Source organism: Streptomyces collinus, from assembly GCF_031348265.1.
Classification (GTDB): Bacteria; Actinomycetota; Actinomycetes; order Streptomycetales; family Streptomycetaceae; genus Streptomyces; species Streptomyces collinus.
Window position 1 is genome coordinate 764,842 of the sequence record NZ_CP133771.1, and the last position, 24,214, is coordinate 789,055.

The 24,214-nt window shown below is 71.7% G+C and carries 18 protein-coding genes and 4 pseudogenes; 7 read left to right on the forward strand and 15 right to left on the reverse strand.

What is annotated here, in order from left to right:
• Window positions 1-129 precede the first annotated feature (129 nt).
• From RFN52_RS03430 to RFN52_RS03445, 3 genes are all read left to right on the forward strand, one after another.
• Window positions 130-864, forward strand: a complete 735-nt coding sequence (locus tag RFN52_RS03430) for an SDR family NAD(P)-dependent oxidoreductase (RefSeq protein WP_184842122.1) — start codon at window positions 130-132, stop codon at window positions 862-864.
• A gap of 881 nt (window positions 865-1,745) precedes the next feature.
• Complete coding sequence (locus tag RFN52_RS03440; protein ID WP_184842125.1) at window positions 1,746-2,963, forward strand: PucR-like N-terminal domain-containing protein; 1,218 nt, start codon at window positions 1,746-1,748, stop codon at window positions 2,961-2,963.
• A 150-nt stretch (window positions 2,964-3,113) separates the two neighbouring features.
• Window positions 3,114-4,340 (forward strand): metallophosphoesterase, encoded by a 1,227-nt coding sequence (locus RFN52_RS03445; RefSeq protein WP_184842128.1) that lies wholly within the window; start codon window positions 3,114-3,116, stop codon window positions 4,338-4,340.
• A 257-nt stretch (window positions 4,341-4,597) separates the two neighbouring features.
• On the opposite strand, the pseudogene RFN52_RS03450 reads toward RFN52_RS03445, so the two are convergent.
• The 6 genes and pseudogenes from RFN52_RS03450 to RFN52_RS03475 all read right to left on the reverse strand — a co-directional run.
• Window positions 4,598-4,774 (reverse strand): annotated as a pseudogene (locus tag RFN52_RS03450) (gfo/Idh/MocA family oxidoreductase); the annotation flags it as partial.
• A 3-nt stretch (window positions 4,775-4,777) separates the two neighbouring features.
• Window positions 4,778-6,124 carry an NADP-specific glutamate dehydrogenase gene (gene gdhA / locus RFN52_RS03455; RefSeq protein WP_184842131.1) on the reverse strand — a complete coding sequence of 449 codons (1,347 nt, stop codon included), beginning with the start codon at window positions 6,122-6,124 and terminating at the stop codon, window positions 4,778-4,780.
• 385 nt (window positions 6,125-6,509) lie between these two features.
• Window positions 6,510-6,968, reverse strand: coding sequence for a phytoene desaturase family protein (locus RFN52_RS03460; RefSeq protein ID WP_311240876.1), 459 nt, complete (start codon window positions 6,966-6,968; stop codon window positions 6,510-6,512).
• Window positions 6,969-7,039: 71 nt separating this feature from the next.
• Window positions 7,040-7,464, reverse strand: a pseudogene (locus tag RFN52_RS03465) (alpha/beta fold hydrolase); the annotation flags it as partial.
• Between the two features lie 90 nt (window positions 7,465-7,554).
• Window positions 7,555-7,791: a hypothetical protein gene (locus RFN52_RS03470; protein WP_184842134.1), complete on the reverse strand. Its 237-nt coding sequence runs from the start codon at window positions 7,789-7,791 to the stop codon at window positions 7,555-7,557.
• 104 nt (window positions 7,792-7,895) lie between these two features.
• Window positions 7,896-8,954 carry a TerC family protein gene (locus RFN52_RS03475; protein ID WP_229857097.1) on the reverse strand — a complete coding sequence of 353 codons (1,059 nt, stop codon included), beginning with the start codon at window positions 8,952-8,954 and terminating at the stop codon, window positions 7,896-7,898.
• Between the two features lie 347 nt (window positions 8,955-9,301).
• Between RFN52_RS03475 and RFN52_RS03480 the strand changes: the two genes are divergently transcribed.
• From RFN52_RS03480 to RFN52_RS03490, 3 genes and pseudogenes are all read left to right on the forward strand, one after another.
• Window positions 9,302-10,075, forward strand: coding sequence for an iron chelate uptake ABC transporter family permease subunit (locus RFN52_RS03480; protein WP_311240877.1), 774 nt, complete (start codon window positions 9,302-9,304; stop codon window positions 10,073-10,075).
• A pseudogene (locus RFN52_RS03485) lies at window positions 9,985-10,296 on the forward strand (ATP-binding cassette domain-containing protein); the annotation flags it as partial. The gene RFN52_RS03480 and the pseudogene RFN52_RS03485, both read left to right, overlap by 91 nt.
• Window positions 10,297-10,309: 13 nt before the next feature.
• Window positions 10,310-10,462, forward strand: a pseudogene (locus tag RFN52_RS03490) (DUF2218 domain-containing protein); the annotation flags it as partial.
• Between the two features lie 22 nt (window positions 10,463-10,484).
• On the opposite strand, the gene RFN52_RS03495 reads toward RFN52_RS03490, so the two are convergent.
• The 4 genes from RFN52_RS03495 to RFN52_RS03510 form a co-directional block, all read right to left on the reverse strand.
• Window positions 10,485-11,105 carry a GTP-binding protein gene (locus tag RFN52_RS03495; RefSeq protein ID WP_184842140.1) on the reverse strand — a complete coding sequence of 207 codons (621 nt, stop codon included), beginning with the start codon at window positions 11,103-11,105 and terminating at the stop codon, window positions 10,485-10,487.
• A complete protein-coding gene (locus RFN52_RS03500; RefSeq protein ID WP_184842143.1) occupies window positions 11,053-11,496 on the reverse strand; it encodes a DUF742 domain-containing protein in 444 nt (147 codons plus the stop codon). The genes RFN52_RS03495 and RFN52_RS03500 overlap by 53 nt, the downstream gene beginning before the upstream one ends.
• 69 nt (window positions 11,497-11,565) lie before the next feature.
• Window positions 11,566-12,042 (reverse strand): roadblock/LC7 domain-containing protein, encoded by a 477-nt coding sequence (locus RFN52_RS03505; RefSeq protein ID WP_059422253.1) that lies wholly within the window; start codon window positions 12,040-12,042, stop codon window positions 11,566-11,568.
• Window positions 12,023-14,596, reverse strand: coding sequence for an ATP-binding protein (locus RFN52_RS03510; RefSeq protein WP_229857095.1), 2,574 nt, complete (start codon window positions 14,594-14,596; stop codon window positions 12,023-12,025). The genes RFN52_RS03505 and RFN52_RS03510 overlap by 20 nt, the downstream gene beginning before the upstream one ends.
• Before the next feature lie 520 nt (window positions 14,597-15,116).
• On the opposite strand from RFN52_RS03510, the gene RFN52_RS03515 reads away from it, so the two are divergent.
• Window positions 15,117-16,277 carry a substrate-binding domain-containing protein gene (locus tag RFN52_RS03515; RefSeq protein WP_184842148.1) on the forward strand — a complete coding sequence of 387 codons (1,161 nt, stop codon included), beginning with the start codon at window positions 15,117-15,119 and terminating at the stop codon, window positions 16,275-16,277.
• Window positions 16,278-16,377: 100 nt separating this feature from the next.
• On the opposite strand, the gene RFN52_RS03520 is transcribed toward RFN52_RS03515, so the two are convergent.
• The 5 genes from RFN52_RS03520 to RFN52_RS03540 all read right to left on the reverse strand — a co-directional run bounded on the left by RFN52_RS03520 (window position 16,378) and on the right by RFN52_RS03540 (window position 24,199).
• Window positions 16,378-17,061, reverse strand: coding sequence for a TetR/AcrR family transcriptional regulator (locus RFN52_RS03520; protein WP_184842151.1), 684 nt, complete (start codon window positions 17,059-17,061; stop codon window positions 16,378-16,380).
• Between the two features lie 74 nt (window positions 17,062-17,135).
• Entirely contained in the window at window positions 17,136-18,848 is a 1,713-nt protein-coding gene (locus RFN52_RS03525; RefSeq protein WP_184842153.1) for an allophanate hydrolase, read from the reverse strand.
• Window positions 18,845-22,438: an urea carboxylase gene (uca, locus tag RFN52_RS03530; RefSeq protein ID WP_184842156.1), complete on the reverse strand. Its 3,594-nt coding sequence runs from the start codon at window positions 22,436-22,438 to the stop codon at window positions 18,845-18,847. The genes RFN52_RS03525 and uca overlap by 4 nt, the downstream gene beginning before the upstream one ends.
• Window positions 22,435-23,247, reverse strand: coding sequence for an urea amidolyase associated protein UAAP2 (locus tag RFN52_RS03535; RefSeq protein WP_311240878.1), 813 nt, complete (start codon window positions 23,245-23,247; stop codon window positions 22,435-22,437). The genes uca and RFN52_RS03535 overlap by 4 nt, the downstream gene beginning before the upstream one ends.
• A 1-nt stretch (window position 23,248) precedes the next feature.
• A complete protein-coding gene (locus RFN52_RS03540) occupies window positions 23,249-24,199 on the reverse strand; it encodes an urea amidolyase associated protein UAAP1 (RefSeq protein ID WP_184842159.1) in 951 nt (316 codons plus the stop codon).
• Window positions 24,200-24,214 lie beyond the last annotated feature (15 nt).

Consider the following 24,214-nt stretch of genomic DNA (forward strand, 5'->3'; position numbering starts at 1 on the left):
GACCCTGCTGCGACGGGGGCGCGCCGCTCCTTCGTCACATCGTCCAGCCCGAGGGCTGGTCCGGCCGGTCGTCAACCGCGTCCCCCGTACTACCGGTCCGTCCGACACCCAGGTCCGATGAGGGCACACATGAGACTTCAGAACGTCAACGCCGTGATCACCGGAGCGACGAGCGGCATCGGTCAGGCAGTCGCCTCCCGTTTTCGCCGTGAGGGAGGCAACCTGCTGCTCACCGGACGGCGGCCCCAGCCGCCCGAGGATCATTCCGACGACGTCTACCTCCCCGGAGACCTCAACGACGAGACGTTCGTGTCCGAGCTCGCCGACCGGGCAGCGAACCACCTGGGTGGGGTCGGGGTAGTCGTCCTCTGTCACGGGCACCAGGCGTCCAGCCCCCTTCAGGAGATGAGCTACGCAGATGCACGCGAGGTGCTGCACGGCAACCTCCTGAGTGCCTTCCTCGTCATGAAGCACCTGATGCCGCTGGCACCGGAGTCGGGGGCCTCGATGGTGTGCGTCGGCTCGCGTCTCGGCATGGTCGGCATGCCGAACCAGACCCTGTACTCCGCCGCCAAGGGCGGCCTCATCGCGCTCGCGCGCGGCGCCGCCGTCGAATGGGCGGACCGCGGCATCCGCGTCAACGTGGTGGCGCCCGGTCTGACCATGACGCCCGTCATCGAGGCATCGTTCCAGCGACAGCCCGATCCCGCTGCCTACCGGCGCAGCAGGGAGAACTCCATCCCGATGGGCCGGCTCGCCACACCCGAAGAGATCGCGGACGCGGTCCTCTTCTTCGCCGGCCCGGAGTCGTCGTACGTCACCGGCGCCGTCCTTCCCGTGGACGGCGGCTACACGGCGTTCTGAATCGAGCGACAGCTCGTGTAAGCGGCCGGACCAGGCTGCCGACCGGCGGACAGCGGCGCGCGGCCGGGCTGCGGCGAGAGGGGCTGGCCCTGCTGGCCGAGATCTCCGTCGACTACGTCACCCGCCTCGAACAGGTGCTCCCGGGCCCCGACGTGGTGCCGTCGTACATCCCGCCCAGCATCCTGCGGCTGCTGGACCAACCCGATGTACCAGTCCTGGGATCGGTCAACCCGGATCCGGCACCTACAGGAGGAGCAGCGCGCCTTGGAGATCGGCATGGTGTCCGAACTGCGGTCCGCCGCCGGCAGGTATCCCGCCGACCGTCAACGGTGACGGCCGGGGCGGCGCTGCCCCTGATGCTCGGCGGCACGTCGCGCCGCGCGGCCGTCGAGCAGGCCCGGCAGTGCTTCGGACCACTGGGCCAGCAGGGCCTGAAGGACCGGCGCCCCGGGCAGCCGTCCTCAGTCTCGCGGCGTGCTCCGCCGCCGGTGTCGGTGGGATCCTGAGGGCCGGCGGCCTGAGCCGCCCCCTGCTGCGGGCGGCTACCCGGCAGGCGGGCGCTCGCGACGCGTAACGCGGTGGGGCCGGTCCGGCCCGGCCATCACCGCCCGTGGCCTGCTGTGGGAGAGCGCGCTCGCCGGTCCCCCGCCCGCCCAGGCCGTGGGCACAGCCGCGATCCGCCGACGGGCTGGAAGGTGAACAGCTTGCAGCGACGGCTACGGCGACAGCGGCAGGCGTGTTGGCCCATCCCTGCCGTTTGACTAGTCTCCACCTGTCCTCCCCGGACACCGATGGCGATCGCGCGTCCAATGTCAGGCCGCCAGGCCGTTCCACCGGCGACAGCCAGCCGGTGAATCCTCTCCGGCCGAAAGGAACGTCCCGTGGCAGCACCCGCTCCGCACGGTGTGCCGAGCAGCCCTGAAGCCGGTTCGATACCGCCCGCGCTGGCCGAACCGCTACGGAACGACCTCAAGGAGGTTGCCGACGAGGTGGTAGAGGCGATACTCAAGCACGTTCCCGAGTATGCCGGGCCCTCCACACCGAAACTCCGATCCGTGGCCGTGGAGGCGCTGACGCTCTTCGTCGATCTGATCGCCGACCCCCAGAGTCAAGGTGACGCCGTCTCCGCGAGGTACCACGAACTGGGGCGGACCATGGCCAAAGCAGACCGCAGCTTGGATGCCCTGCAGTCTGCGCTGCGTGTAGGGGGGATGCAGGCCTGGCGCCGGCTGAGCCACACGGCGGAGGGCCTGGGGCTGGGCACGGCGGTGGTTTCCGCGCTCGGCGAGCTGGCGTTGCACACGGCGCACGAAGTGGCGGAGGCGGCAGCCCGGGGGTATGCCGAGGAACAGCTGCGCAGTTCCGACCAGGTGGAGCGAAACCGGCGCCGTCTGATCGGCCTGCTGCTGGGCGATCGTCCGGTGTCGCCGGAAGCCGTGCACGACTGTGCGCACGCCGCGCGCTGGCCGGTCCCCCGGCAGGTCGCGGTGATCGCCCTCGCGACGTCGACCGACCTGCGGGAGGAGACGTGGCCGCTGACCGCCTCTGACGTCCTCGTGGACATGGAGTCCCGGCCACCCCGCATGCTGGTGCCGGATCCGCACAACCAGAGCCACTCCGCCGGGCGGGCTTTCGCACTGTCCCTACGCGACCGCCCCGCCGCGGTCGGTCCCACGGTGTCCGTGACACAGGCGGCACGGTCCTTGCTGTGGGCCACGCGCGCGCTCGGTTTGATGGGCCGTGGGATTCTGCCCCGGCAGGGAGTCGTGCGCTGTGTGGACCACCTGTCAACACTCCTGCTGCACAGCGACGAACCGCTGCTCGGCGAACTGCGGTCGCATGTGCTCGCGCCGTTGGACACGGTCTCGGCAGGACAGCGTTCGCGGCACGCCGAGACGCTGCTGGCGTGGCTGCTCAGCGGCAGCAACGTGCCTGACGTCGCCGCCCGTCTCCACCTCCACCCGCAAACGGTCCGCTACCGCCTGCGTCGGCTCAGGCAGCTCTTCGGCGACGCGCTGGACGAACCGGACAGCCGCCTCGACCTCATCCTCGCCCTGCGCGCCGAATCACTACGTGAGCCGGATTCGTCCGGTCAGTGAGCCCCGAGTTGATGCCCCCCTGCCACTTGCCGCGTCGCGGATTCCGCCGCCTTCGCCTGCCCCAGGGGGCGCCCCATGAACGCCACTCCGGCCGGCCGAGGACGACCGGATACAGTGCGCGAGACGGCAGCCCGGTCAGGGAGGAACAGCGTGACCGACACCAGCAGCACCCGGCCCACCGAAGGTGAAGCGCCGGCACCGCGGCCGAGCCGACTGCACCGCCTGATGCGCTTCATCCCCCTGATCGCCCCCGTTCTGCTGTGGGCCGTGCCCTGCTGGGTGCTCCTGCACGGCGGCCAGCACTGGCCACTGCCCGTCACGCTGCTCGGCACGGCCCTGTTCGCCCTCGGTCTCGTAGGTATGCCGCTCGCGATGGCACGCGGCCACGGCAGGCGCCAGCAGGACCGGGCGGCGATCGTCGGTGACACCCTGCTGGGCGCCGGCTGGGTCCTGTTCACCTGGTCCGTTCTGCTCGGCGTCCTGCTGCGGCTCGCCCTGACCGTGGTCGGCGTCGGCGAGACTCAGGACCGCGCCAGGATCGTCACCTGGGCCGTCCTCGGCGTGACCGCCGTACTGCTCGCCTGGGGGTACGCCGAGGCCCGCCGTGTGCCGCGCGTGCGCCGACTCGACGTTCAGCTCCCGCGACTGGGTGCCGGGTTGGACGGGCTGCGCGTCGTCCTCATCACCGACACCCACTACGGCCCGCTCGATCGCGCCCGCTGGTCGGCGAAGGTGTGCGAGACGGTGAACACGCTGGAAGCCGATCTGGTCTGCCACACCGGCGACATCGCGGACGGCACGGCCGAACGCCGCCGCGCCCAGGCCACCCCACTGGGCACCGTGCGGGCCACCCGGGCCCGGGTGTACGTCACCGGCAACCACGAGTACTACAGCGAGGCCCAGGGATGGGTCGACCTGATGGACGAGCTGGGCTGGGAGCCCCTGCGCAACCGCCATCTGCTGCTCGAACGCGGCGGCGACACCCTCGTGGTCGCCGGCGTGGACGACGTCACCGCCGAGTCCTCCGGCCTGGCAGGCCACCGCGCCCATCTCGCCGGAGCGTTGAACGGCGCCGACCCCGACGTGCCCGTCCTGCTCCTGGCACACCAGCCCAAGTTCGTCGACCGGGCGGCAGCCGCCGGCATCGACCTCCAGCTCTCCGGCCATACCCACGGCGGTCAGATCTGGCCCTTCCACCACCTGGTCCGCATCGACCAGCCCGCCCTCGCCGGCCTCAGCCACCACGGCCCCCGCACCCTCCTCTACACCAGCCGAGGCACCGGCTTCTGGGGCCCGCCGTTCCGCGTCTTCGCCCCCAGCGAGATCACCCTCCTCGTGCTCCGCAGCCCGCACCGGTCCACCTCGCTCCAGCACTGAGCGGGCCGGCGCATCCCGTACTGGACAGGCGTCTGATCACCTCGGCCAGCGCGACCGACCCTGCCCCAGGAGGTCATCCCGCGCAGCCTCATGCCGGCCGGCGCCCAGCGCGGCCACCCCTCCCCCGGCAGGGTCCGACCGACTGCCGCATCAGCCGGGAAGCCTCCTCGGTCGGATGCGTCCACTGCTTGCCGTGGCCGACGGCTTGGCCGCGGGGGGGGACTGACCGGCCACCGCGACGTACCGTGCGGGCCGCCCCCTACCCGGTTCTTCTGCATCAGGATCAGCTCGCGCGGATGGTCCGCGCCCTGTGCGCCCAGGGCGTAGCGCTGGTGGAAACCGACGGCGAAGCTCATGCTCCGCCTCTCGGCGAGCGCCACCAGCCGGTCGGAGTCAGCGAGTCGGTGGGCAAGGGGCCTGTCGGCGTGCTTCGGTTCTCATACGACTCCCTGTGCCGTCATCGCTTCGGCGACGCGGAGGAAGCCGGAGGCGTTGGCGCCGAACACGTAGTCGTCGGGGTCGCCCCCGTAGGTCGCGGCAGTGGTCCGGCACTCGGCGTGGACCTGCCGCATGATGCCGGCGAGCCGGTCCTCCGTCCGCTCGAAGGTCCAGCTGTCACGGGCGGCGTTCTGCTGCATCTCCAGCGCGGAGGTGGCGACCCCGCCCGCGTTGGCCGCCTTGCCCGGTCCGAACAGGATCCGGGCGTCCCGGAACACCTCGACCGCGTCGGGCGTGCAGGGCATGTTGGCGCCCTCGGCCACGGCGAGCACGCCGTTCTTCACCAGGGCCACGGCGTCCTGCTGGTTCAGCTCGTTCTGGGTCGCGCACGGCAGGGCGATGTCGCACGGCACGTCGAAGACCGAACCCCGGGCGGAGAACCGCGCGGCCGGCCGGGCCTCGGCGTAGGCGGCAATCCGGTCCCGGCGCACCTCCTTGATCTCCTTGAGCAGGTCCAGGTCGAGGCCGTCCTCGTCGACCACGTAGCCGGAGGAGTCCGAGCAGGCCACCACGAGGCCGCCCAGCGCGTGCACCTTCTCGGCGGCGTACACGGCCACGTTGCCCGACCCGGAGATCACCACGCGGCGCCCGTCCAGGTGCTGTCCCCGGGTGGCGAGCATCTCCTGGGCGAAGTACACCGCGCCGTAGCCGGTGGCCTCGGTGCGGGCGTGGGATCCGCCCCAGCCGACCGGCTTGCCGGTGAGCACGCCGGCGTCGTAGCGATTGGTGATCCGCTTGTACTGGCCGAAGAGGTAGCCGATCTCGCGGGCGCCCACGCCGATGTCCCCGGCGGGCACGTCCGTGTGCTCGCCGAGGTGGCGGTACAGCTCCGTCATGAACGCCTGGCAGAAGCGCATCACTTCGCCGTCGGAGCGGCCCTTGGGGTCGAAGTCCGCGCCGCCCTTGCCGCCGCCGATCGCCATGCCGGTCAGCGCGTTCTTGAAGATCTGCTCGAAGCCGAGGAACTTGACGATGCCGAGGTTGACGCTGGGATGGAAGCGCAGGCCGCCCTTGTACGGTCCGAGGGCGCTGTTGAACTCCACCCGGAAACCGCGGTTGACCCGTACCGTGCCCTGGTCGTCCACCCACGGAACCCTGAACATCAGTTGCCGTTCCGGCTCACAGAGCCGCTCCATGATGCGGGCCTCGACGTACTCCGGGTGCGTCTCGAGCACGGGCCCCATCGTGTGCAGGACTTCCTGTGCCGCCTGGTGGAACTCCGTCTCGCCGGGGTCGCGTCGGCGGAGGTTCTCGTAGACGGCTTCGATGTGGGCGCTGACGTCCATGTGTGTGGTCTCTCTTCGCTCAGGTGCGGGCCGGGCTCGGGCCGGCCGGGTGCTCGGCTGTTCGTGATGGCGGACACTCACCACCACGCGTGAGCGCGCCGAAATACTCACCGGGCGGCGCTCCGCAGCGCTGCCCGGTGTCGCAGGAGAGGCTGTTGCCCGGCTGTCCCGTCAGCCGGGCGGGAGTTCTCCGGCCCTCCGCCCAGCCGATGAGGGCGCCGCGCAGTGCGGTCACGAGGCGGGTGGCGGCCTCGTCCTGGGTGCGTCCGCTCTTGGTCGTGCTCGCCTTCGGACTCGGGCAGCAACGCCCGGCTCCCTTCCGGGCGTTGTGTCGTCACCGAACCGTCGTCCCGGCCTGCTCACGTCCGGGCGGCGCAGCAAGAGGTCACGCGGTCGCGAGGTCTTCCAGGGCGTCGCGCTCCAGGGCTGCGGAGGCGGCGACGACGCCGCCCATGATGGCGCCGCTGACGCCGGCCGATGCCACGTCCTGGCCGGTGAGGAGGAGGCCGGAGACGTGGGTGTGGGCGCCGAGGTCACGCAGGGCGAACCGTTGCGGGGTGTGGGCGAGGGACATGAAGTCGCCCCTCTCCCTGCCGAGGAAGTGATTGAAGCTGAGCGGCGTCGCCAGCTCGGTGTGGTCGATGCGGCCCTCCAGCTGGGGGCAGAAGCGGAAGACCTGGCCCAGCAGTTCCTCGGTCAGCCTGTCCTTGAGGCGCTCGTAGTCGGCGCCCCGGCGCATCCAGGCGCTGTCCGCGTACGGCTCGAACAGCGACCAGGTGGTGAGTCCCGCGATGTCGATGGTGGTGCGTCCCGGGTAGCGGCTTTCCCACGACGGGTCCTTCACCGATGATCGGCGGCCTCGGCCGGGGCCGCGACACCGGTTCACTCCCCCTCAGTGGGTCAGCAGACCGAACGGCCCGAGTCGAGGTCCACGTACTCAAGGTGGGTAACGCGGGCGAGCTCGGGACTCTCAGGGCGGCGATCCACGCCTCGACCTGGGCAGGAGTGCACTCGGGGCAGACAACAACAAAAGGGACGTCGAAACGGCGCTCGTCGGTCAGGCGTACGACTCCCCTGGCGACCGCCTCGGGGACAGGAAGCGCGGCGGACTCGAAGCGGTCCCGGGCCTGCTGGTCCCGGTCGGCGGCGTCCGCGCCCTCGAAGGAATTCCAGCCCGGGAAGGGCATGGCACCGCCCTCGATCGCGAAGTGATCGGCGTAGGCCCGCCCATCGGCGGCGGGGAAGTCGCCGGTCAGGGCGATCTTGGCCACCTTCCCCGATCGTGCGTCGGCGGCCGGCCACGCCAGGGTCGACGCTGCGGAGTGCCCTGCCACCAGGGGCTATGGCTCAGCCGCTTTCGCGTTCTGGAACCCGCTACCCTGCCAGTGCACTCAGGGCGGTGACATGATCACTCGCAGAGCGCGCTCCGGTCAGCGGCCGGTCCAGCCCGCGACGTCCTTCCAGACGCTGCTGCGGACCGAGCTGATCGGTATCTGCTCCGGTACATAGTGGTCGCATCGCGGGTTGTGGCAGGGGCCTGCGGTCCAGTGGGGGACGTAGACGCCCATGCTCTTGTGTCGTTCCACCACGGCATCCACCCGCTGCTTGCATGAGCGGCAGACGTAGGTGGGCGGCGTGGTCGCCGGTGGTTTCTGCTCACTACTCATAACTGATACTTTACGACCGCTTTGCGTAACTTTGGAGTAGCTTTGGCATGGCTTTCCGGGGCTGAATCAGTCGCTGCGGTCTGCTTGACGTCCCGTGGGTGTGGTCACCTGACGTCGGGCGGTGCATCGGGGTCCTGGCGGGCAGGCAGTTCGGTGGTGCCACCCTGGGGCGAGCTCTCGGGCCTGCCGGGCTCGGCGGGCTGAGCGGAATGCGTGCCGTCTGCATCGCCGAGCGGTGGTCGCAGCATGCTGAGCGCGACGGAGACGGCCAGGACGGTGGCGATGACGGCGAGGCTGATGGGCGAGGGTATTTCGGGAACGGCGGTGCTGATCGTCTCGTGGGTGGCCTGGAGGATGAGCTTGACGCCGATGAAGGCGAGGATGACCGCCAGGCCCGTGCTGAGGTAGTGGAACCGGTCGAGCAGCCGCGCCAGCATGAAGTACAGGGCGCGGAGGCCGAGGATGGCGAAGGCGTTGCTGGTGTAGACGATGAAGGCGTCGCTGCTGACGGCCAGCACGGCCGGCACGCTGTCGACGGCGAAGACGAGGTCGGCGGCCTCGATCGCGGCTACGACGGCCAGGAGCGGGGTGGCGACCCGCCGCCCGGCCTCCTTGACGAAGAAGTGCGGCCCGGCGTACTCGTCCCGCACCGGGACGACCTTGCGGAGCAGTCGCACGGCCAGGCTCTTGCCGGGGTCGAAGCTCTCCTCCTCGCCCTTGAGGATCTTGTAGGTGCTCCAGAAGAGGATGGCGGCGAAGACGAACAGCACGGCTGTGAAGCGGCTGACCACCGCCACGCCCGCGCCCAGGAAGACGCCGCGGAAGACGAGAGCGCCCAGGACGCCGAGAAACAGCACGCGGTGCTGGTAGGCGCGCGGCACCTGGAAGTAGCCGAAGATCAGCGCGAAGACGAAGAGGTTGTCGACGGACAGGCTCTTCTCCAGCAGCCAGGCGGTCGTGTACTCGACCCCGGCCGTGGTGCCGACCACGAGATACACCACGACACCGAAGACGATCGCCAGTCCCACCCACACCCCGCTCCACGCGGCGGCCTCGCGGAAACCGATCACATGAGCCTGCCGGTGCGCCAGCAGATCGACCGCCAGCGACACCAGCACGGTGACGGCGAACACCGCCCACAACCAGAACGGAACGTCATACATGGGCCCGGCCCCTCGGACGCGCTCGGGCAGTCTCCCTTCGAGTCTGGGCCACGCCTCACCGGTTGTCGCCCAGTGCGGATGCGCGGCCAGAGGGCCCCGGCCGCATGACGTGGTACACGTGGCGTCGTGATCACTGGGGTGGAGTGGGCAGCGTTCATTCCGTCGGCGGCGTTGCCGGCCGCCACACCTGAGGCGAACCAGTTACTGAGGCTGCGCAATGGATTGCGGCACGGCCTTGTCCTGCCGTCAGTGCGTCGCTGGGGCTTTTCACGCCCGCATAGCCGGGCCCTGCCCGCACGGAGAAGCTCGGCATCGGTTGCGTCGTCCTGGGGCTCGGGGTGGGCGCGGTGCTCGCCTCGATCACCAGCCTGCTGCTGGTCCGTGCGCCGATCGATGCCGCGAACGCCGCGTTCCCGTGGGCGGTCGGCAGCCTCAACGCACGTCCCGCCACGCCGGTGACCCTGCTCGGTTACGGCCTCGCCGGGTGCCTGCCGCTCGCCCTGCTGGCAGGACGGCGGCTCACCGTGCCGCGCCTGAGCGACTCGGTGGCGGCCGGACTCGGAGTGCGGGTGCGGGCGGTACGGCTCGGCGCGCTCGCGGTCGCGGTCGTGTGCGCCGGGCTCGCGGTCGCCGTCGGCGGACCGCTGGGCATGGCCGCCCTGCTCGCCCCCGAAGCCGCCCGCCGCATCTGCGGTCCGCACGGCGTTCCCGTCCTCGGCAGCGCACTGGCCGGAGCGACGCTCGTCCTCCTCGCCGACACCGCCGGACGCACGTTTCGCCGCACCCGTCGAAGTCCCGGCCGGCCTCGTCACGGCCGTCATCGGCGGCCCCTACCTGCTCTGGCTCCTGCTCGCATCGCGCCCCCGGAGGCTGCCATGACCCGCCCCGCCACGACTCCGTCCCCGGATGCCGCGACGACCCTGCCCCTGCCTCTGCCCGCCACGCCCTCACTACCGACCTCTGCGCAGGCGGCCGTCACTCCGCCCGGGCGACACCCACGACGCCCTCGGGGAACGGCGCCGCTGGCCGCATGCCGGAGACCTCGGCGACCGCGGCCACCCCGTCGGCCGTACTACGCGCCGACGACCTCACCCTCGCCCACGGACAGGCGATCGCCGTGAACACCGTCGGGCTCGCTCTCCCACCCGGCCGCCTGACCGCCGTCGTCGGACCGAACGGCTGTGGGAAGAGCACGCTCCTGGCCGGGTTGAGCCGACTGCACCGGCCCGCGGGCGGCGCGGTACTGCTCGACGGCCGGGACCTGGCGCGGCTGCCCGCCCGGGAGGCCGCCCGCCGTATCGGCCTGCTCCCCCAGTCGGCCCTTGCCCCGGACGGACTGACAGCTCGCAGGCGGTTCCTGTGCCATGACGTACGAGGACACGACCCTGCGCCTCGCCTCCACCGGTCCGGACGAGGAGGCCCTGTCCCATGTCCGGCACGTCATCGCCGTGCACCTCGAACGATTCGCCGCCGCCGAAGGACTCCGGGTCGTCTGGGACCGTGCTTGACCAGGCACACGCCGGCAGTCATTCACGTTCGAGGTGCCAGGGCCGCTTCGGCCCGGGCCAGGGCCACGTTCAGTACGACCAGCAGCGCGTCGCGGACCGAGCCCGTCTTCCGTGCGTCGAAGACGATCAGCGGAACGTGCTCGGCGATGTCCAGTGCCCACCGCACCTCGTCGAGGTCGTGCTCGACCTGCCCGTCGAAGGCGTTGACGGCGACCGCGAAGGGGACGTCCTTGTGCTCGAAGTAGTCCACCGCCGCGTAGCAGTCGTCCAGTCGGCGCGTGTCCACGATCACCAGACCGCCGAGGGCGCCCTCCACCAGGTCGTCCCACATGAAGCCGAACCGGTCCTGGCCCGGGGTGCCGAACAGGTACAGCTTGAGCGTCGGGTCGATGGTGATGCAGCCGAAGTCCATGGCGACCGTGGTGGTGGTCTTGCCCGGAGTGTGCGTGAGATCGTCCACTCCTGCCGCGACCTCGGTGATCGCGGCCTCCGTGGTGAGCGGCCGTATCTCGGAGATCGAACCCACGGTCGTCGTCTTGCCGACGCCGAAGCCGCCGGCTATGACCAGTTTGACCGGCGTCGGCGGCTGTTCAACTGGTGTCACGGAGTGTCCCCCGTGAGTCGGGGACGGCACGAAGACCATCGATAACCCTTCGCAGTACGGAGAGATCCTGGGCGGTTCCGGCGTTCGGCCGGTGGACCGCCAGATGCCCTGCGGCACGCAGGTCCTCGGCCAGCACGCGGACCACGTTGAGGTGCAGTCGCAGCCCGGCGGCCAGTTCCGCCACCGACTGCGGCCGTCGGCAGGCCGCGATGATGTCGTGATGTTCGAAGGTGAGCGAGTGCAGGACGGCGAGCCCCGCCGAGGTCGACACCAGCTGGGTCTCGACCGGGATCGGCAACGCCGCGCCGCCCCCCGACACCCGGCCTGCGGTCAGCAGGAACGGCCGGATCGCGGGGGCGCGGCCGCCGGCCGGGTCCGGTGAGCCCCCGGCGTGCCCCGCTGCGTCGGGTGGTAGTCCGCCGACGGCCATCACGATCCCTTTCCGAAGTGTCTGTGTCCGTGCCCCGGCTGCCTGTATCCGTGCCCCGGCGGGGGACGGTCAGCCGGCCGGGGCCGCACCGACACTGTTCTTGAGCTCCAGCACCAGCTGGGGGGTGAGCGCGGCCCCGGCCCGGTTGGCGAAGAGAGTCATCTCGTAGGCGATGTTGCCGAGCTTCGCCTCCTTGGAGGTCACCACTCCCAGGACGGCGCCGCAGCCGATGGCCGACACCAGCACATGGCCGCCCTCCAGATCGATGATGACCTTGTTGAGGCTGCCGAGCCCGTAGTTGCCGGAGGCGCCCGCGGCGAGACTCGTCAGGCCGGACACGATCGCGGCGAGCCGCTCGGAGTCGGCGTGCTCACGCAGCTGGGAGACCGCGATCAGCAGGCCGTCGGACGACACGGCGATGGCGTCGACCACACCGGCGGTCTCCGTGGCGAACCGGTCGAGCAGCCAGGTGAAATCGGCTGCGGCGGCTCGCAGATCGGTGGGTTCGGGCCGCTCGGAACTGCTGTCAGCTGTCGACGTGGTCACTGCCGGACTCCTTCTGGGATTGCCGATGGTGCGATGGTGCTGGTTCCCTCCGGGCATGAGCACTGTCCTGCTCCGCCCTGCGTACGGCTGCCTCGAACTCGTCGAGCTCCGTGCGGACGGCCTCGGCGTCGGCGGGCTGCCGCACCTGCGGCGCCCCCCGGTCCGCCCGCGGAGAGGTCCTGGCGAGCGTCGCGCCCCGTACCCGCCGCCGCAGGGGCCGTGAGTCGTCTGCGGCACGCTGTTCGCCCGAGGTTGGCGACCGCTCCCCGTCGGCGTCCTCGACGGCCCGTTCCGCGACGGCCGGTCCTGCGGCGGTGCGCGCCGGGCGGCGCCGGGGAAGCGCGTCGTGCGACGAGGGGGCCGCCGACGGCTCGGTGACACCGGTGCCGGAGACCGGTACGCGCGACGGCGCGGGCGCGGCGGTCTCCTGCCCGGACCTCACCGGGAACGCCGCCACGGCCCCGATCAGGCCCGTGTCCACGGGCTGCTCGGCGTCCGCGGGCTGCTTGACGTCCACGGACTGCCTGACGACCACGGGCTGCCCGGCGTTTTCGGGGCCCTCGGGACCCATGGCCAGCAGGAGCGAGGCGGGGATCCAGACGGTTGCGGTGACCCCGCCGCCCGGCGTGCGGCTCAGGGACACGCGCACGCCCCACCGCCGGGCAAGACTGCCGACCGCGAAGAGGCCGAGCACCCTGGTCGGCACGAGGTCGAGCCGTTCCCGGCGCACGAGCCGGGCGTTCTCCTCGGCGAGGCGCTCCGCGCTCATGCCGAGGCCGTGGTCGATGACCTCGATCAGCGCCCCGCCGTCCTCGGTGACGTCGGTCCCGGGGCGGACGGCCACTTCGACGGGCGTATGGGAGGGCGAGAACGCGACCGCGTTCTCCAGCAGTTCGGCGAGCATCAGCGTCAGGTCACCGACGATGTCGGGCGCGACCGTGACCTCCGTCTCGGCCCGCAGGGACACCCGCTGGTAGCCCTCGATCTGGCCGAGCGACGCCCTGATGACGTTGGCCAGGGGGGTCGGCCGGGCCTCCGCGCCGGTCTCCCTGATTCCGGCGAGCAGCATCAGGCTGTCGGCGTTGCGCTGGAGGCGTACGGCGATGTGGTCGATGCTGTACAGCCGTTCCAGCAGTTCGGGGTCGGTCTCCTCGCGTTCGACGGCGTCGATCAGCATGAGCTGACGAGTCGTCAGGTTGCTCACCCGGCGACCGACGTTGCCGAACATCTCGGCGACGTTGCGCCGGCTGAGCACCTGCCGCTCCAGCAACTGGGCGGCGGTGACCTGAACCTGGTTGAACGCCTCGGCCAGTTCGCCGATCTCGTCACGGACCGGGACCGGGATCGACCTCGGTCGCAGGGGGGTGCTGTCGTCGGACTCGTCGTCGGAGACCCGGGCGAGTTCCTCGCCCGCCACGTCGACGACCTCCTGGGCGGAGCGGGTCAGGGCTTCCAGGGGGCGCACGACCGAACGCCGGATCAGGACGCACAAGGTCAGCCAGGCGGCGAAGCCGAGCAGGGTCAGACCGAGCAGGTAGACGGCGTTCCGCAAGGCATCCGCGGAGACGGCGTCGGCCCGGGCGGCGGTCTGCTCGATCAGCGACCTGGTGATGCCGAGCCGGGCTTCGGACTGCCGGGTCCCATCGGCGATCGCCTTGCGCAGCTGCTTCGGCGTCTGGCCCTGCAGGGCCCCGGGATCGATCTGCAGCTCCGCGAACCGGGCTTCGACACCGTACTGTTCGGCACTGCGCCGCATACCGTCCATGCGCAGGACCTGCGCCGGTGCGGCGATGCGCTCGAACCGGTCCAGCTGATGGTCGTAGAGCTTGCGGGCGCCGACCGCCCGGCTGTACTCGGTGAGGGCGTTGGCGTCCCTGGTCTGGGCGGAGAACACGGCGCTCTCAAAGGCCGCATGGGACGCGTCGGCGCGCAGCACCGTGTCCAGGATCGTCATGACCGAGGACGACGTGGTGCCGGAGTAGCGCCCCAGGCCGATGCCGTCGATCAGGTACTCGACCGCGGAGGCGTACGCCGGGTCGATGTTGGCGGCGGGGACATAGCCCCGTTCGAGCTTTTCGCGCAGGACACCGAGGCCGCGAATGAAGTCGAGCGCCTGCGCCTCCTCATGCGGCAGGCCGGAGGCGAACGCCGAACGCACGGCGGCAGCTTGCGCGTCGGTGCTGCGCTGCGCCCGTCGGTAGTCGGAGGTCGGCGGCAGTGGGGCTCCGGGGCGGGCCGAGTCGTACTGCACGGAGAGCAGAAGCGCCTGCCGGTGTTCGGCCTGTACGTCGTTGATGAGCCGCGCGACCTGTTCACTGTCGCGCACCAGGTCCGCGATCCGGTCGGCGTCCCGCGCCTGCTGTACCTGGCCGTAGGCGCCGACGCCGAGCAGCACGCCGACGACCGCGATGGGCGCGATCACCAGGACGTTGAGCTTGCGCCGGAAGGGCCACCGGTCGAGAAGGGTCGCCGCCCTGCGGCGAAACCGCGGAGTCCGGCGGGCATGCCTGGGCGGGTCCGGCGCGTGCGGCGGGTTCCCAGTGGTGGCGGACACCCGGGCCTCCTTCGGTGTGGTGCTGAGCGGTGACGGGGATGCCGTGCTCACGGACCGCCGACCGGCCGGCACCGGACGTGACATTTTCGCGGCCTTCGTCGCTGATAGGAGCGAAGGGATCGCGCCAAGTGTCCGGAACCAACTGGGCGAGAGTACCGCTTTTACCATGACATGACAAAGTTTGGGCCATAAAGAATCGATGACGGAATATTTGCGAAGTATCTCCCCAGTGCAATGCTTCGCCCGGTGAGGCGCCCGCCGTACGGCACACCGCTGATCGATCCAGGGTGCTCAGTGCGGACGTCGGCGCGGGCCGACCAGTCGAACGCGCCCCTCGGCCCGGGAACGCGCTGCCGCCCTGCGCCACCCGGGCCACCGCCGGGCATCGCCACCCGCGGGACTCGGGGTCCCCTCCTCCCGTCGCCGGTCTGATCCTCACGACCGTGGCCACCCGCGGGAATCGCCGCCGACCCACGCTCCCCCCCAAGCCCTGCCCTGCCTCGAACGTGTTGGAGACCCCGTGCACCCCACCCGCAAGGCGGCCGTGACGGCCACAGCTCTCCTGGCCTCGGCCGCCATCACCCTCACCACCGGCTGCGAGAGCGCTTCCACCGCCGGCGGATCCGTCGCCGCCTCCCCCAACGGCTCGTCCAGCCCCGGATGCCCCACCGCTTTCGCCGAGGCCAAGCGGGCCGTCAAGACGGCCGAGGACGTCAACGCCCCCTGGTCGGGGCCGACCAGTGGGCCCCGAGCCGTCCCCGGCAAGACCATCGTCTACATCGCCCAGACGCTGACCAATCCCGGCGCGGCGGGCGTCGCCAAGGGCGTCCAGGAAGCCGCCGGCATCATCGACTGGCGCGTCCGCACCCTCGACGGCCAGGGCACGCCCGCCGGAATCAAGGCCGCCTTCGCCGAGGCCCTGGCCCTCGAACCCGACGGCATCGTCATCGGCGGTTTCGATCCCACCTCCGTCGCCGCACAGGTCGAGCAGGCGAACGCGGACGGCATCCCGCTGATCGGCTGGCACGCCGTCGCCGCTCCCGGCCCCAGCAGGAATCCGAAGCTGTTCAGCAACATCACCACCAGGGTCGAGGAAGTCGCGAAGATCAGCGCCGACTGGATCATCGCCCGGTCCAATGGCCGCGCGGGCGTCGTCCTGTTCACCGACGCCACGATCCCCTTCGCCAAGCGAAAGTCGGATCTGATCAAGAAGAAGCTCGCCACCTGCTCCGGCGTCAGACTGCTGAGCTACGAGAACGTGCCCATCCCCCGGGCGGGCAGCCTCACCACCAAGAGGGTCTCCTCCCTGGCCTCCCGCTTCGGCGACAGGTGGACCCATTCCGCCGCCATCAACGACCTGTACTTCGACCACGCGGCCCCCGCCCTGCGTGCTGCGGGCAGGCAGGGCGACGGTGCCCCGCTCAACATCGGGGCCGGTGACGGTGATCCCTCGGCCTTCCAGCGCATCAATAGCAAGGATTTCCAGGCCGCCACCGTGCCGGAACCGCTGTCCGAACAGGGCTGGCAGATCATCGACGAGTTCAACCGTTCCTTCGCCGGCAAGCCGGCCAGCGGATACGTCGCCCCCGTCCACGTCACCACCGCCGCCACCAGCGGCGGCGCACTGTCCTGGGACTCGGAGGGCTACCGCGAGGCGTACCGCAGGATCTGGGACAAGTAGACACCGTCCCTCTGTACGCCCGTCGGCAGGGTGCGCGGCCGAAGGGTGCTCGCTGAGCCGGTACCGAATGCGCATGGTGGTGCGCCCGGTGCGCCGCCGGTCATTCCAAGCGGCTCAGCAGGACCTGTGACTCATCCCGGGCGGCGGCCACCTCCGACTCGCCGAGCCCGCACAGCCGCAGGCACGCCGACGCGATGACCTCCGTATCGGCCGCTTCCGGCTCACGGGAACGCCGTATCTGGATGACGACCTCCACCAACTGGATCAGCAGTTCGCCGAGCCGCTCGGCGGGCAGGGAGCGGGCGACACCCTCGGCTGCCGCCAGGGCGCCGAGGGTGCCGTAGCTCTCCTGCAGCCGGCCCCGCTCGGCGCGGAAGGCGTCGAACCGCTCGGTCCGTACCTCCGGGAGCAGATAGAGGGTGCCGATGTTGTACGGAGTGCGGCTGAGGGTGCGTACGTCCATCGCGGCCACCGCGTAGAGCGCCGCGGCCGGGGTCGCCAACTCGGGCACGAGCGCCTGGATCCGCTCCACCATCTGCAGACTGGGCCGCACGGAGGTGGCCAGCAGCTCGGCGAGGATCTCCTCCTTGGTGGCGAAGTGGTAGTAGAGCGAGGCCTGTCTGATGCCCACCCGCTCGGCGATCATCCGGGTGCTGGTACTGGCGATCCCGCGTTCGACGAAGAGCGCTCCGGCGGCGTCGAGGATCTGTTCCCGGGCCGAAGTGCCAGGGTCGGACGGCGGCGTGTGCCGGGGCCTGCCCTGGCGGGGACGCATGATCGACATAACCCCATCCTGCCACCCCGGTCGCGGACCTCTGCCGTGCTCGGCAGCCGGAGCACGGCCCGCTCGCCCGACGGTCACGCGGACGCGGCGTAGGCCCGCCAGCCGCCGAAGCGGGTGATGTCGGGTGCGCCTTCGACGGCGTACGGCTCCACGAGGAAGCCGCTGATTCGCTGTCCGTCGGCCAGCTCTACGGTGCCGATGGTCATCGGCGCCGGAACGGCGGCGGTGAACGTCCCGAACCCCGAAGCCGGCAGCCGCCAGATCTCGCCCTCGATACCTCTTACCGCCCCGCCGCCCGCTACGGGGCCTCGGCCCGGCCCGGTGCCGGCGCCCGGACCATCCTCGGGCACCCTGACCAGGCCCGGTTTGGGCGGTTCGGTGGCCAGGGCGTACAGCCGGTAGCCGTCTGCGGTGCGCGCCGGGCCCACCAGCGTGCCGCCGGCCTGCACCAATTGGGCGTTGAGCGGCTGCCCCGTGAGGTGGGCGCCCACCACGAACAGGTCGAGCCCCGGATTGGCGAGCCGCTCGGCCAGGGCGGCCAGGGCACGGTCGGAGAACGCCGGTCCGGTGAACATCACGCCGAACGGCAGGCCGTCCACGAACCCGGCGGGAACGGCGAGCGAGGCGTAGTCCAGCAGGTTGGCGAAGTTGGTGAAGCGCCCCATCCGGGCATTGGCACCGACCGGATCGGCCGCCACCTCGTCGAGGGTGGGGTGCCAGGTGGTGGCCGGGGTCAGGAGCGCGGCGCAGCCGTCGAGGGCCGCGCGTCCGGCGGCGCCGAGGGCGGCGAGCCGGGCGGTGTCCGCGGCCCAGTCGGCGGCGGTCTTCTCCCGGCCGGCCAGCACGATGGAGGCCACGGTGGGGTCGAGGTCCGTCCCGGTCAGGTCGCGGTGCTTCTCCAGGTGCTCGCCCACGGCGGCGTACCGCGCGGCGACGAACGCGCCGCCGTACAGCAGTTCTGCGGCCTGGAGGAGCGGAGTGATGTCGACCTCGACGATGTCCGTTCCGGTGCTCGCCAGGCGGGCGACCGTGGCGCCGAAGGCCTCGCGCCAGCCTTCGGCCATGCCCGCCAGATGTTCTTGAGCCGGGATGGCGACCCTTGGGCGCGCCGGTGGCGGCGGGAGTTGAGGGCCGGTGCGGGAGAGCGGGTCGGCAGGGTCGGGGCCCTCGGCGATCTCCGTGGCGATGCGGGCGAGCCGCAGGTCGCGGGCGAAGACGGTCACGCAGTCGAGGGTGCGGCAGGCGGGGACCACCCCGGTCACCGGCACCAGGCCCTTGGTGGGCTTGACCCCTACGATGCCGTTGAGCGCGGCGGGCACCCGTCCTGAACCGGCCGTGTCGGTGCCGAGCGCGATGTCGGCGATGCCCAGCGCGACGGCGACGGCGGAGCCCGAGGACGACCCGCCGGAGATGCGGGCCGTGTCCCAGGCGTTGCGGACCGCGCCGTAGGGGCTGCGGGTGCCGACCAGGCCGGTGGCGAACTGGTCCAGGTTGGTCTTCCCGAGCACCACCGCGCCGGCCGCGCGCAGCCTCGCCACCGCGGGCGCGTCGGCCTGCGGCCGGTAGGCGTACGAGGGGGCGCCCGCGGTCGTGGGCAGGCCGGCCACGTCGATGTTGTCCTTGACGGCTGCGACCAGGCCGGCCAACGGCAGCGCCGGGTCGATCCCGGCCGCCTCGGCGAGCACCTCGTCACGGGGCCTGAGGTGGATCCAGATCTCGGGCCGGCCGGCGCTCTCGATGCGGTCATAGGCGGCCTCGACGCGTGCGGTCGGTGTCAGGGCGCTCATGCCCTCACCGCCGCGAGGACCTGGCCGGGGGCGACCTGTTCGCCGGGCTTCACGTAGATCTCCAGCGTGCCGGCGGCGGGGGCGCTCACCTTCGACTCCATCTTCATCGCCTCCAGGGAGAGGATCGGGTCACCCTCGGCGACGACGGCGCCGGGCTCGGCGACGGTCTGCCAGACGGTGGCGGTGAACGGCGCGGTGACCGGGAACGCGCCGTCCGGAACGGTGACCGTGGCGGCACTCGCGGCCGGGGGCCCGGGATCGTCGTCCCGGTCGAACTCGCCGGCGGCCCGCCAGCGCTGCTTCTCGGCCTCGAACGCGGCGCTCTGCCGCTTCCGGAAGGCGGCGATCGAGTCGGCCTCGGCGGACAGGAAGGCGTTGTACTCGGCGATCGAGAAGACCCCTTCCTCGGTCGGGAAGGCGCCGCGGCCGGCGTCGGTCTCGGCACGCAGTTCGAGCAGTTCCTCCGCGGTGACGGGGTACCACTCGATGCGGTCGAAGAAGCGCAGCGCCCACGGCGAGTCCTCGAACAGTCCGCCCTTGCGGAACCGGTTCCAGATCTGCACGGTGCGGCCGACGAACTGGTAGCCGCCAGGTCCCTCCATGCCGTAGATGCACAGATAAGCGCCGCCGATGCCCACGGAGTTCTCCGCGGTCCAGGTGCGTGCGGGGTTGTACTTGGTGGTCACCAGGCGGTGCCGCGGGTCGAGTGGGGTGGCGACGGGGGCGCCGAGATAGACGTCGCCGAGGCCGAGCACCAGGTAGGAGGCGTCGAAGACGGTGCGGTAGACGTCGTCGGCGGTGTCCAGGCCGTTGACGCGGCGGATGAACTCGATGTTCCACGGGCACCACGGGGCGTCGTCGCGCACCCCCGCCATGTACCGCTCGATGGCGAGCCGGGTCGCCGGATCGTCCCAGCTCAGTGGCAATCGCACCGTGCGGGAGGGGACCACCAGCTCGTTCGTGGGCGCGACTTCGTCCTCCAGCTCGCGCAGCAGGACGGTGAGGTCGCCGGCCTTCAGCCGGCGGGCGTCGGTGTGGATCTGCAAGGAGCGGATGCCCGGGGTGACGTCGACGATTCCGTCGGGCGCGTGCGCGGCGAGGGCCTCCTGCAGGGCATGCACGCGCATCCGCAGGCCGAGATCGAGCACCATGGGGCCGTACTCGACGAGGACGTTGTCGTCTCCGGCCCGGCGGTAGGTGACGCAGGGGCGGTCGTCGGTGGCCTCCACACGGCCGAGTATGCCGTCGTCGCCGTCTCCGCCCGCGCTGATCAGCGCGGGTGAGGCACGGCGGGCGTCCAGGGCGGCGGCCTCGGCTTCCCTGACCGGTACGAAGCGGACGGTGTCGCCGGGGCACAGCTGTCCGAGCTTCCACAGTTCGCCGCTGGCGACCACCGCGGGGCAGACGAAACCGCCGAGGGACGGCCCGTCGGGGCCCAGGATGATGGGCGTGTCGCCGGTGAAGTCGAGGGCGCCCACCGCATACGGCGTGTCGTGGATGTTGGAGGGGTGCAACCCGGCCTCGCCGCCGTCCTGGCGGGCCCACTGGGGTTTGGGCCCGATCAGGCGGATACCGGTGCGGGCCGAGTTGTGGTGCACCCGGTAATCGGTGGCGTAGAGGGTGTCGATGTCGTCGCGGGTGAAGAACTCGGGGGCCGCGTGCGGGCCTTCGGTGACACCGATCCGCCAGTGGGAGGGGATCGCGGGCCGGCGCTCGGGCGGGGTCGGGCCGCCACCGGCGACTGCTCCGGCCCCCGGCCGCAGGACGTCTCCGGCGAGCAGGGCACGCCCGCCGTGCCCGCCGAAGCCGCCGAGGGTGAAGGTCGAGGCGCTGCCCAGGTATGCGGGTACGTCGAGGCCGCCCCGGACGGCCACGTAGCTGCGCAGGCCGGGACCGTGGCAGGCGCCGAGGACCAGGGTGCCGCCCGCCGGGACCGGCACCGGCTCCCACAGGGCCGCCGCGGTGCCGTCCACCGTGACCGGGAGGGGGGCGCCGGTGACGGCGACCACGCAGGCGGCCGAGAACCGCAGGGTCAGCCCGCCCGCGGTGACCTCCAGCGCGGGCGCCCCGGCCGGGTTGCCGACGGCCAGGTTGGCCTCGGCGAAGGAGACGGGGTCGAAGGGCCCGCTCGGGGGCACGCCGACATGCCAGTGGCCGAGCCGGCCGGGAAGGTCCTGGACGGTGGTCATCGCTCCCGGCACCAGGACGTCGATGCGCGGCTCGGGGTCGGCGGTGGTGGCGAGGGTGCTGGTGCTGTGCACGGCCCCGCGCACCTCGTCCCGCACGGTCAGCGAGCGCAGCAGGCCCAGGTTGGTGACGACGCCGTCGACCCGGCTGGCGGCCAGGGCCCGGCCGAGCACGTCGAACGCCGTGTCGCGGTCGGGGCCCTTGGCGATCACCTTGGCGAGCATGGGGTCGTAGTACGGCGACACCTCCAGGCCGGTCTCGGCGAAGCCGTCGACGCGGACGCCGGGCATCTCGTCGGCGCCCTGGCCGGGGAAGGCCGCCCGGGTGATCAGGCCCGGGGAGGGAGCCGAGTCCTTGCCGGGGTCCTCGGCGTAGACACGGGCCTCCACGGCATGTCCGGCGGGCGTCCACTCCCGCTCGAACACCTCGTCGTCGACCCTGCCGTCGCGGGCCAGGGTGAGCATGAGTGCGACGAGGTCGACGCCGTACGCCTCCTCGGTCACCGGGTGCTCGACCTGGAGCCGGGTGTTGACCTCCAGGAAGGCGGCCTCCTCACGCACCGGGTCGTAGACGAACTCCACGGTCCCCGCGCCGCGGTAGCCGATCGAGGCGAGGAGCCGGTGCGACGAGTCCCGCAGCAGTGCGCGGACACGGTCGGGCAGGGCCGGGGCCGGGGCCTCCTCGATCACCTTCTGGTTGCGGCGCTGCAGCGAGCAGTCGCGGTCGCCGAACACGGCGATCCGGCCGGTGCCGTCGCCGAAGACCTGCACCTCGATGTGGCGGGCCGGGCGCACCAGGCGCTCCAGGAACACCCCGGCCGACCCGAAGTTGGACGCGGCGAGAGCCGCCACGGCGGCGAAGGCCTCGTGCACCTCGTCGGTGGTGGCGCAGGCCCGCATGCCGATGCCGCCGCCACCGCCCGTGGCCTTGACCATCACGGGCAGCCCGATCGACTCGGCCGCGGCGACGGCCTCCTCGGCGCTCGCGAGCAGCTCCGTCCCGGCCAGCAGCGGAACTCCGGCCGCCTTGGCCAGGGCGCGGGCGGTGTGCTTCTCGCCGAAGGCGGTGATCTGGTCGGCGGTCGGGCCCGCGAAACGCAGGCCGGCCTCCTCGACGGCACGGGCGAAGGCGGCGTTCTCGGAGAGGAAGCCGTACCCCGGGTGGATGATTCCGGCGCAATGGGTGAGCGCCGCCTCGATGATGGCGTCGCCGCGCAGATACGAGTCGCGTGCGGGCGCCGGACCCAGGTGGACGGCGTGGTCGGCCTCGCGGACGTGCGGGGCGGCCCGGTCGGCGTCGGAGAAGACGGCGACGGTGCCCAGGCCCATCTTCCTGGCGGTGCGGATGACACGGCGGGCTATCTCACCGCGGTTGGCGACAAGAACAGTGGTGGGGCGACTCACGCGGCGTCCTTTGGGGTGGTCGCGGACCCGAGGCGGCCCGCAACGGGGCTCGCCGGGCTGCCGGCGCCCTGCGGGTCCACGACGATCATCCGCAGCGGGGTCGGGTTGAAGTCGTTGCACGGGTTGTTCATCTGCGGGCAGTTGGACACCATCACCAGGACGTCCGTCTCGGCGCGCACCGCGACCCGGCGGCCGGGCGCCGACATGCCGTCCACGATGCCCAGCGCGCCGTCCGCCTCGACGGGCACGTTCATGAACCAGTTGAGGTTGGAGACGATGTCCCGGACCCCGAGACCGCGCCGGCCGGCCTCGGCGAGGAAGTTCTCGCGGCAGCCGTGATGGAACATCACGTGGTGGCCGTAGCGCAGGGTGTTGGACTCCTTGCCGCAGGCGCCCCCGATGGTGTCCTGCCGGTCGATCTCGTTGGCGACGACGGTCATCAGCGGGCGGCCCTCGTTGCTGCGCAGCACGGTTCCGGTGCGCACATAGGCGTTGCCCTGCCAGGCGAGGGTGTCGGGAACGCTGTAGCGCTCCTCGGGGTCGTCGGCGTCGTAGAGCAGGCAGTCGCCCGACTGGTTGCCGCCGACGTCGACGATCGTCAGGATGTGTCCCTCCTTCACCACCGCCGACCAGGGCGCGTTGGGGGCCACCTCCTCGTCCAGGACGACGGCGCCCTCCACCAGGCTCGCTCCCCAGTGCAAGGGGGAGCCCTCGGCGTACACCGCGCCGACCGGGACGGTGGAGGCGAGGGTGCCGCCCGAGGCGGTCGGGTAGGTGGTCGGCGTGCTCTCGGTCTGCGTGGTCGCCATGTCACAGCCCCCGGGCTTCGCAGTAGTCGACGGTGTTGAGGTACGCCCGGTGCAGCTCGGGTGTGGCGGTGAACCGCGGATCGTCCGGTCCGGTGGCGGCGGACCGCCAGGCGTGCACGCGCAGCGGCCCGACGACGTAGCCGGGGCGCGGGTCCAAGGGGTGGGCGACGTTGGCGACCAGCACCAACAGGGGCATTTCCGCGACGAGTTCGACATGCGTGCCGGGGCCGGCGCTGCCCCGCCAGGCGAGGGCGCCGTCCGCCTCGACGCGTACGCCCTGGAAGAAGGAGAGGCTGGGCGGCAGGTCGCGCCGGGACAGGCCGTGCTTGGCTGCCGCCTTGAGGAAGAGTCCGCGGCCGGACGGTGACGGCCCGTGGGGGCGGGCGTCGCCGTACTTGCGTTCGTTCCAGGCGTCGGTGGTGGTGCCGCAGAAGGCGTCGTGCCGGCCGGAGGAGTCACCGGTGATCACGGCCAGGACCCGGCCGTCGCCGGACAGCAGCGGGTGGCTCTCGCCCAGGTAGGCCTGCCACGGGATCTTCTGGGTGTCGGCGACGTTGATGCGCTCGGCCGGTTCCAGGGCGTTGAAGAGCAGCAGGTGGGCGCAGGCGTCACCGGTCGGGTCGTCGAAGCGCAGCCGGGTGCCGCGGGCGAGGACCTTGTGGGTGTAGCCGCCGGGTGCCACCGTCTCCGCCCACACCAGGGTGGCCGGGTCCACGCCGGGCGGGCAGTGCGGGCTGCCGGACGCCGGGAGGTACGGCATCCACTCGCTCGCCTGCCCGCCCTGGGCGCGGGCGTCGTCCTGGGCACTTCGGACACTGTCGGTCTGGTGCAGATCACGGACTCCGGCGGAGAGCCGCCCGGTGACGTCCTGGGCGGTGACGTCTCCGGACGGCTGCCCGGTGGGGTCCTGGTCGTGCGGTGCGGTGGCCGTCGGCTCTTCGGCTGTGGTCATGGATGTCCCGTCATC

Excerpts from the sequence above, each read along its gene's own strand:
- RFN52_RS03535 (WP_311240878.1), bottom strand. The coding sequence starts at position 23,247 with ATGGCGACCACGCAGACCGAGAGCACGCCGACCACCTACCCGACCGCC.
- RFN52_RS03540 (WP_184842159.1), bottom strand. The coding sequence starts at position 24,199 with ATGACCACAGCCGAAGAGCCGACGGCCACCGCACCGCACGACCAGGAC.
- RFN52_RS03475 (WP_229857097.1), bottom strand. The coding sequence starts at position 8,954 with ATGTATGACGTTCCGTTCTGGTTGTGGGCGGTGTTCGCCGTCACCGTG.
- RFN52_RS03525 (WP_184842153.1), bottom strand. The coding sequence starts at position 18,848 with ATGAGCGCCCTGACACCGACCGCACGCGTCGAGGCCGCCTATGACCGC.
- RFN52_RS03500 (WP_184842143.1), bottom strand. The coding sequence starts at position 11,496 with ATGGCCGTCGGCGGACTACCACCCGACGCAGCGGGGCACGCCGGGGGC.
- RFN52_RS03470 (WP_184842134.1), bottom strand. The coding sequence starts at position 7,791 with ATGAGTAGTGAGCAGAAACCACCGGCGACCACGCCGCCCACCTACGTC.
- gdhA (WP_184842131.1), bottom strand. The coding sequence starts at position 6,124 with ATGGACGTCAGCGCCCACATCGAAGCCGTCTACGAGAACCTCCGCCGA.
- RFN52_RS03520 (WP_184842151.1), bottom strand. The coding sequence starts at position 17,061 with ATGTCGATCATGCGTCCCCGCCAGGGCAGGCCCCGGCACACGCCGCCG.
- RFN52_RS03430 (WP_184842122.1), top strand. The coding sequence starts at position 130 with ATGAGACTTCAGAACGTCAACGCCGTGATCACCGGAGCGACGAGCGGC.
- RFN52_RS03495 (WP_184842140.1), bottom strand. The coding sequence starts at position 11,105 with ATGGTCTTCGTGCCGTCCCCGACTCACGGGGGACACTCCGTGACACCA.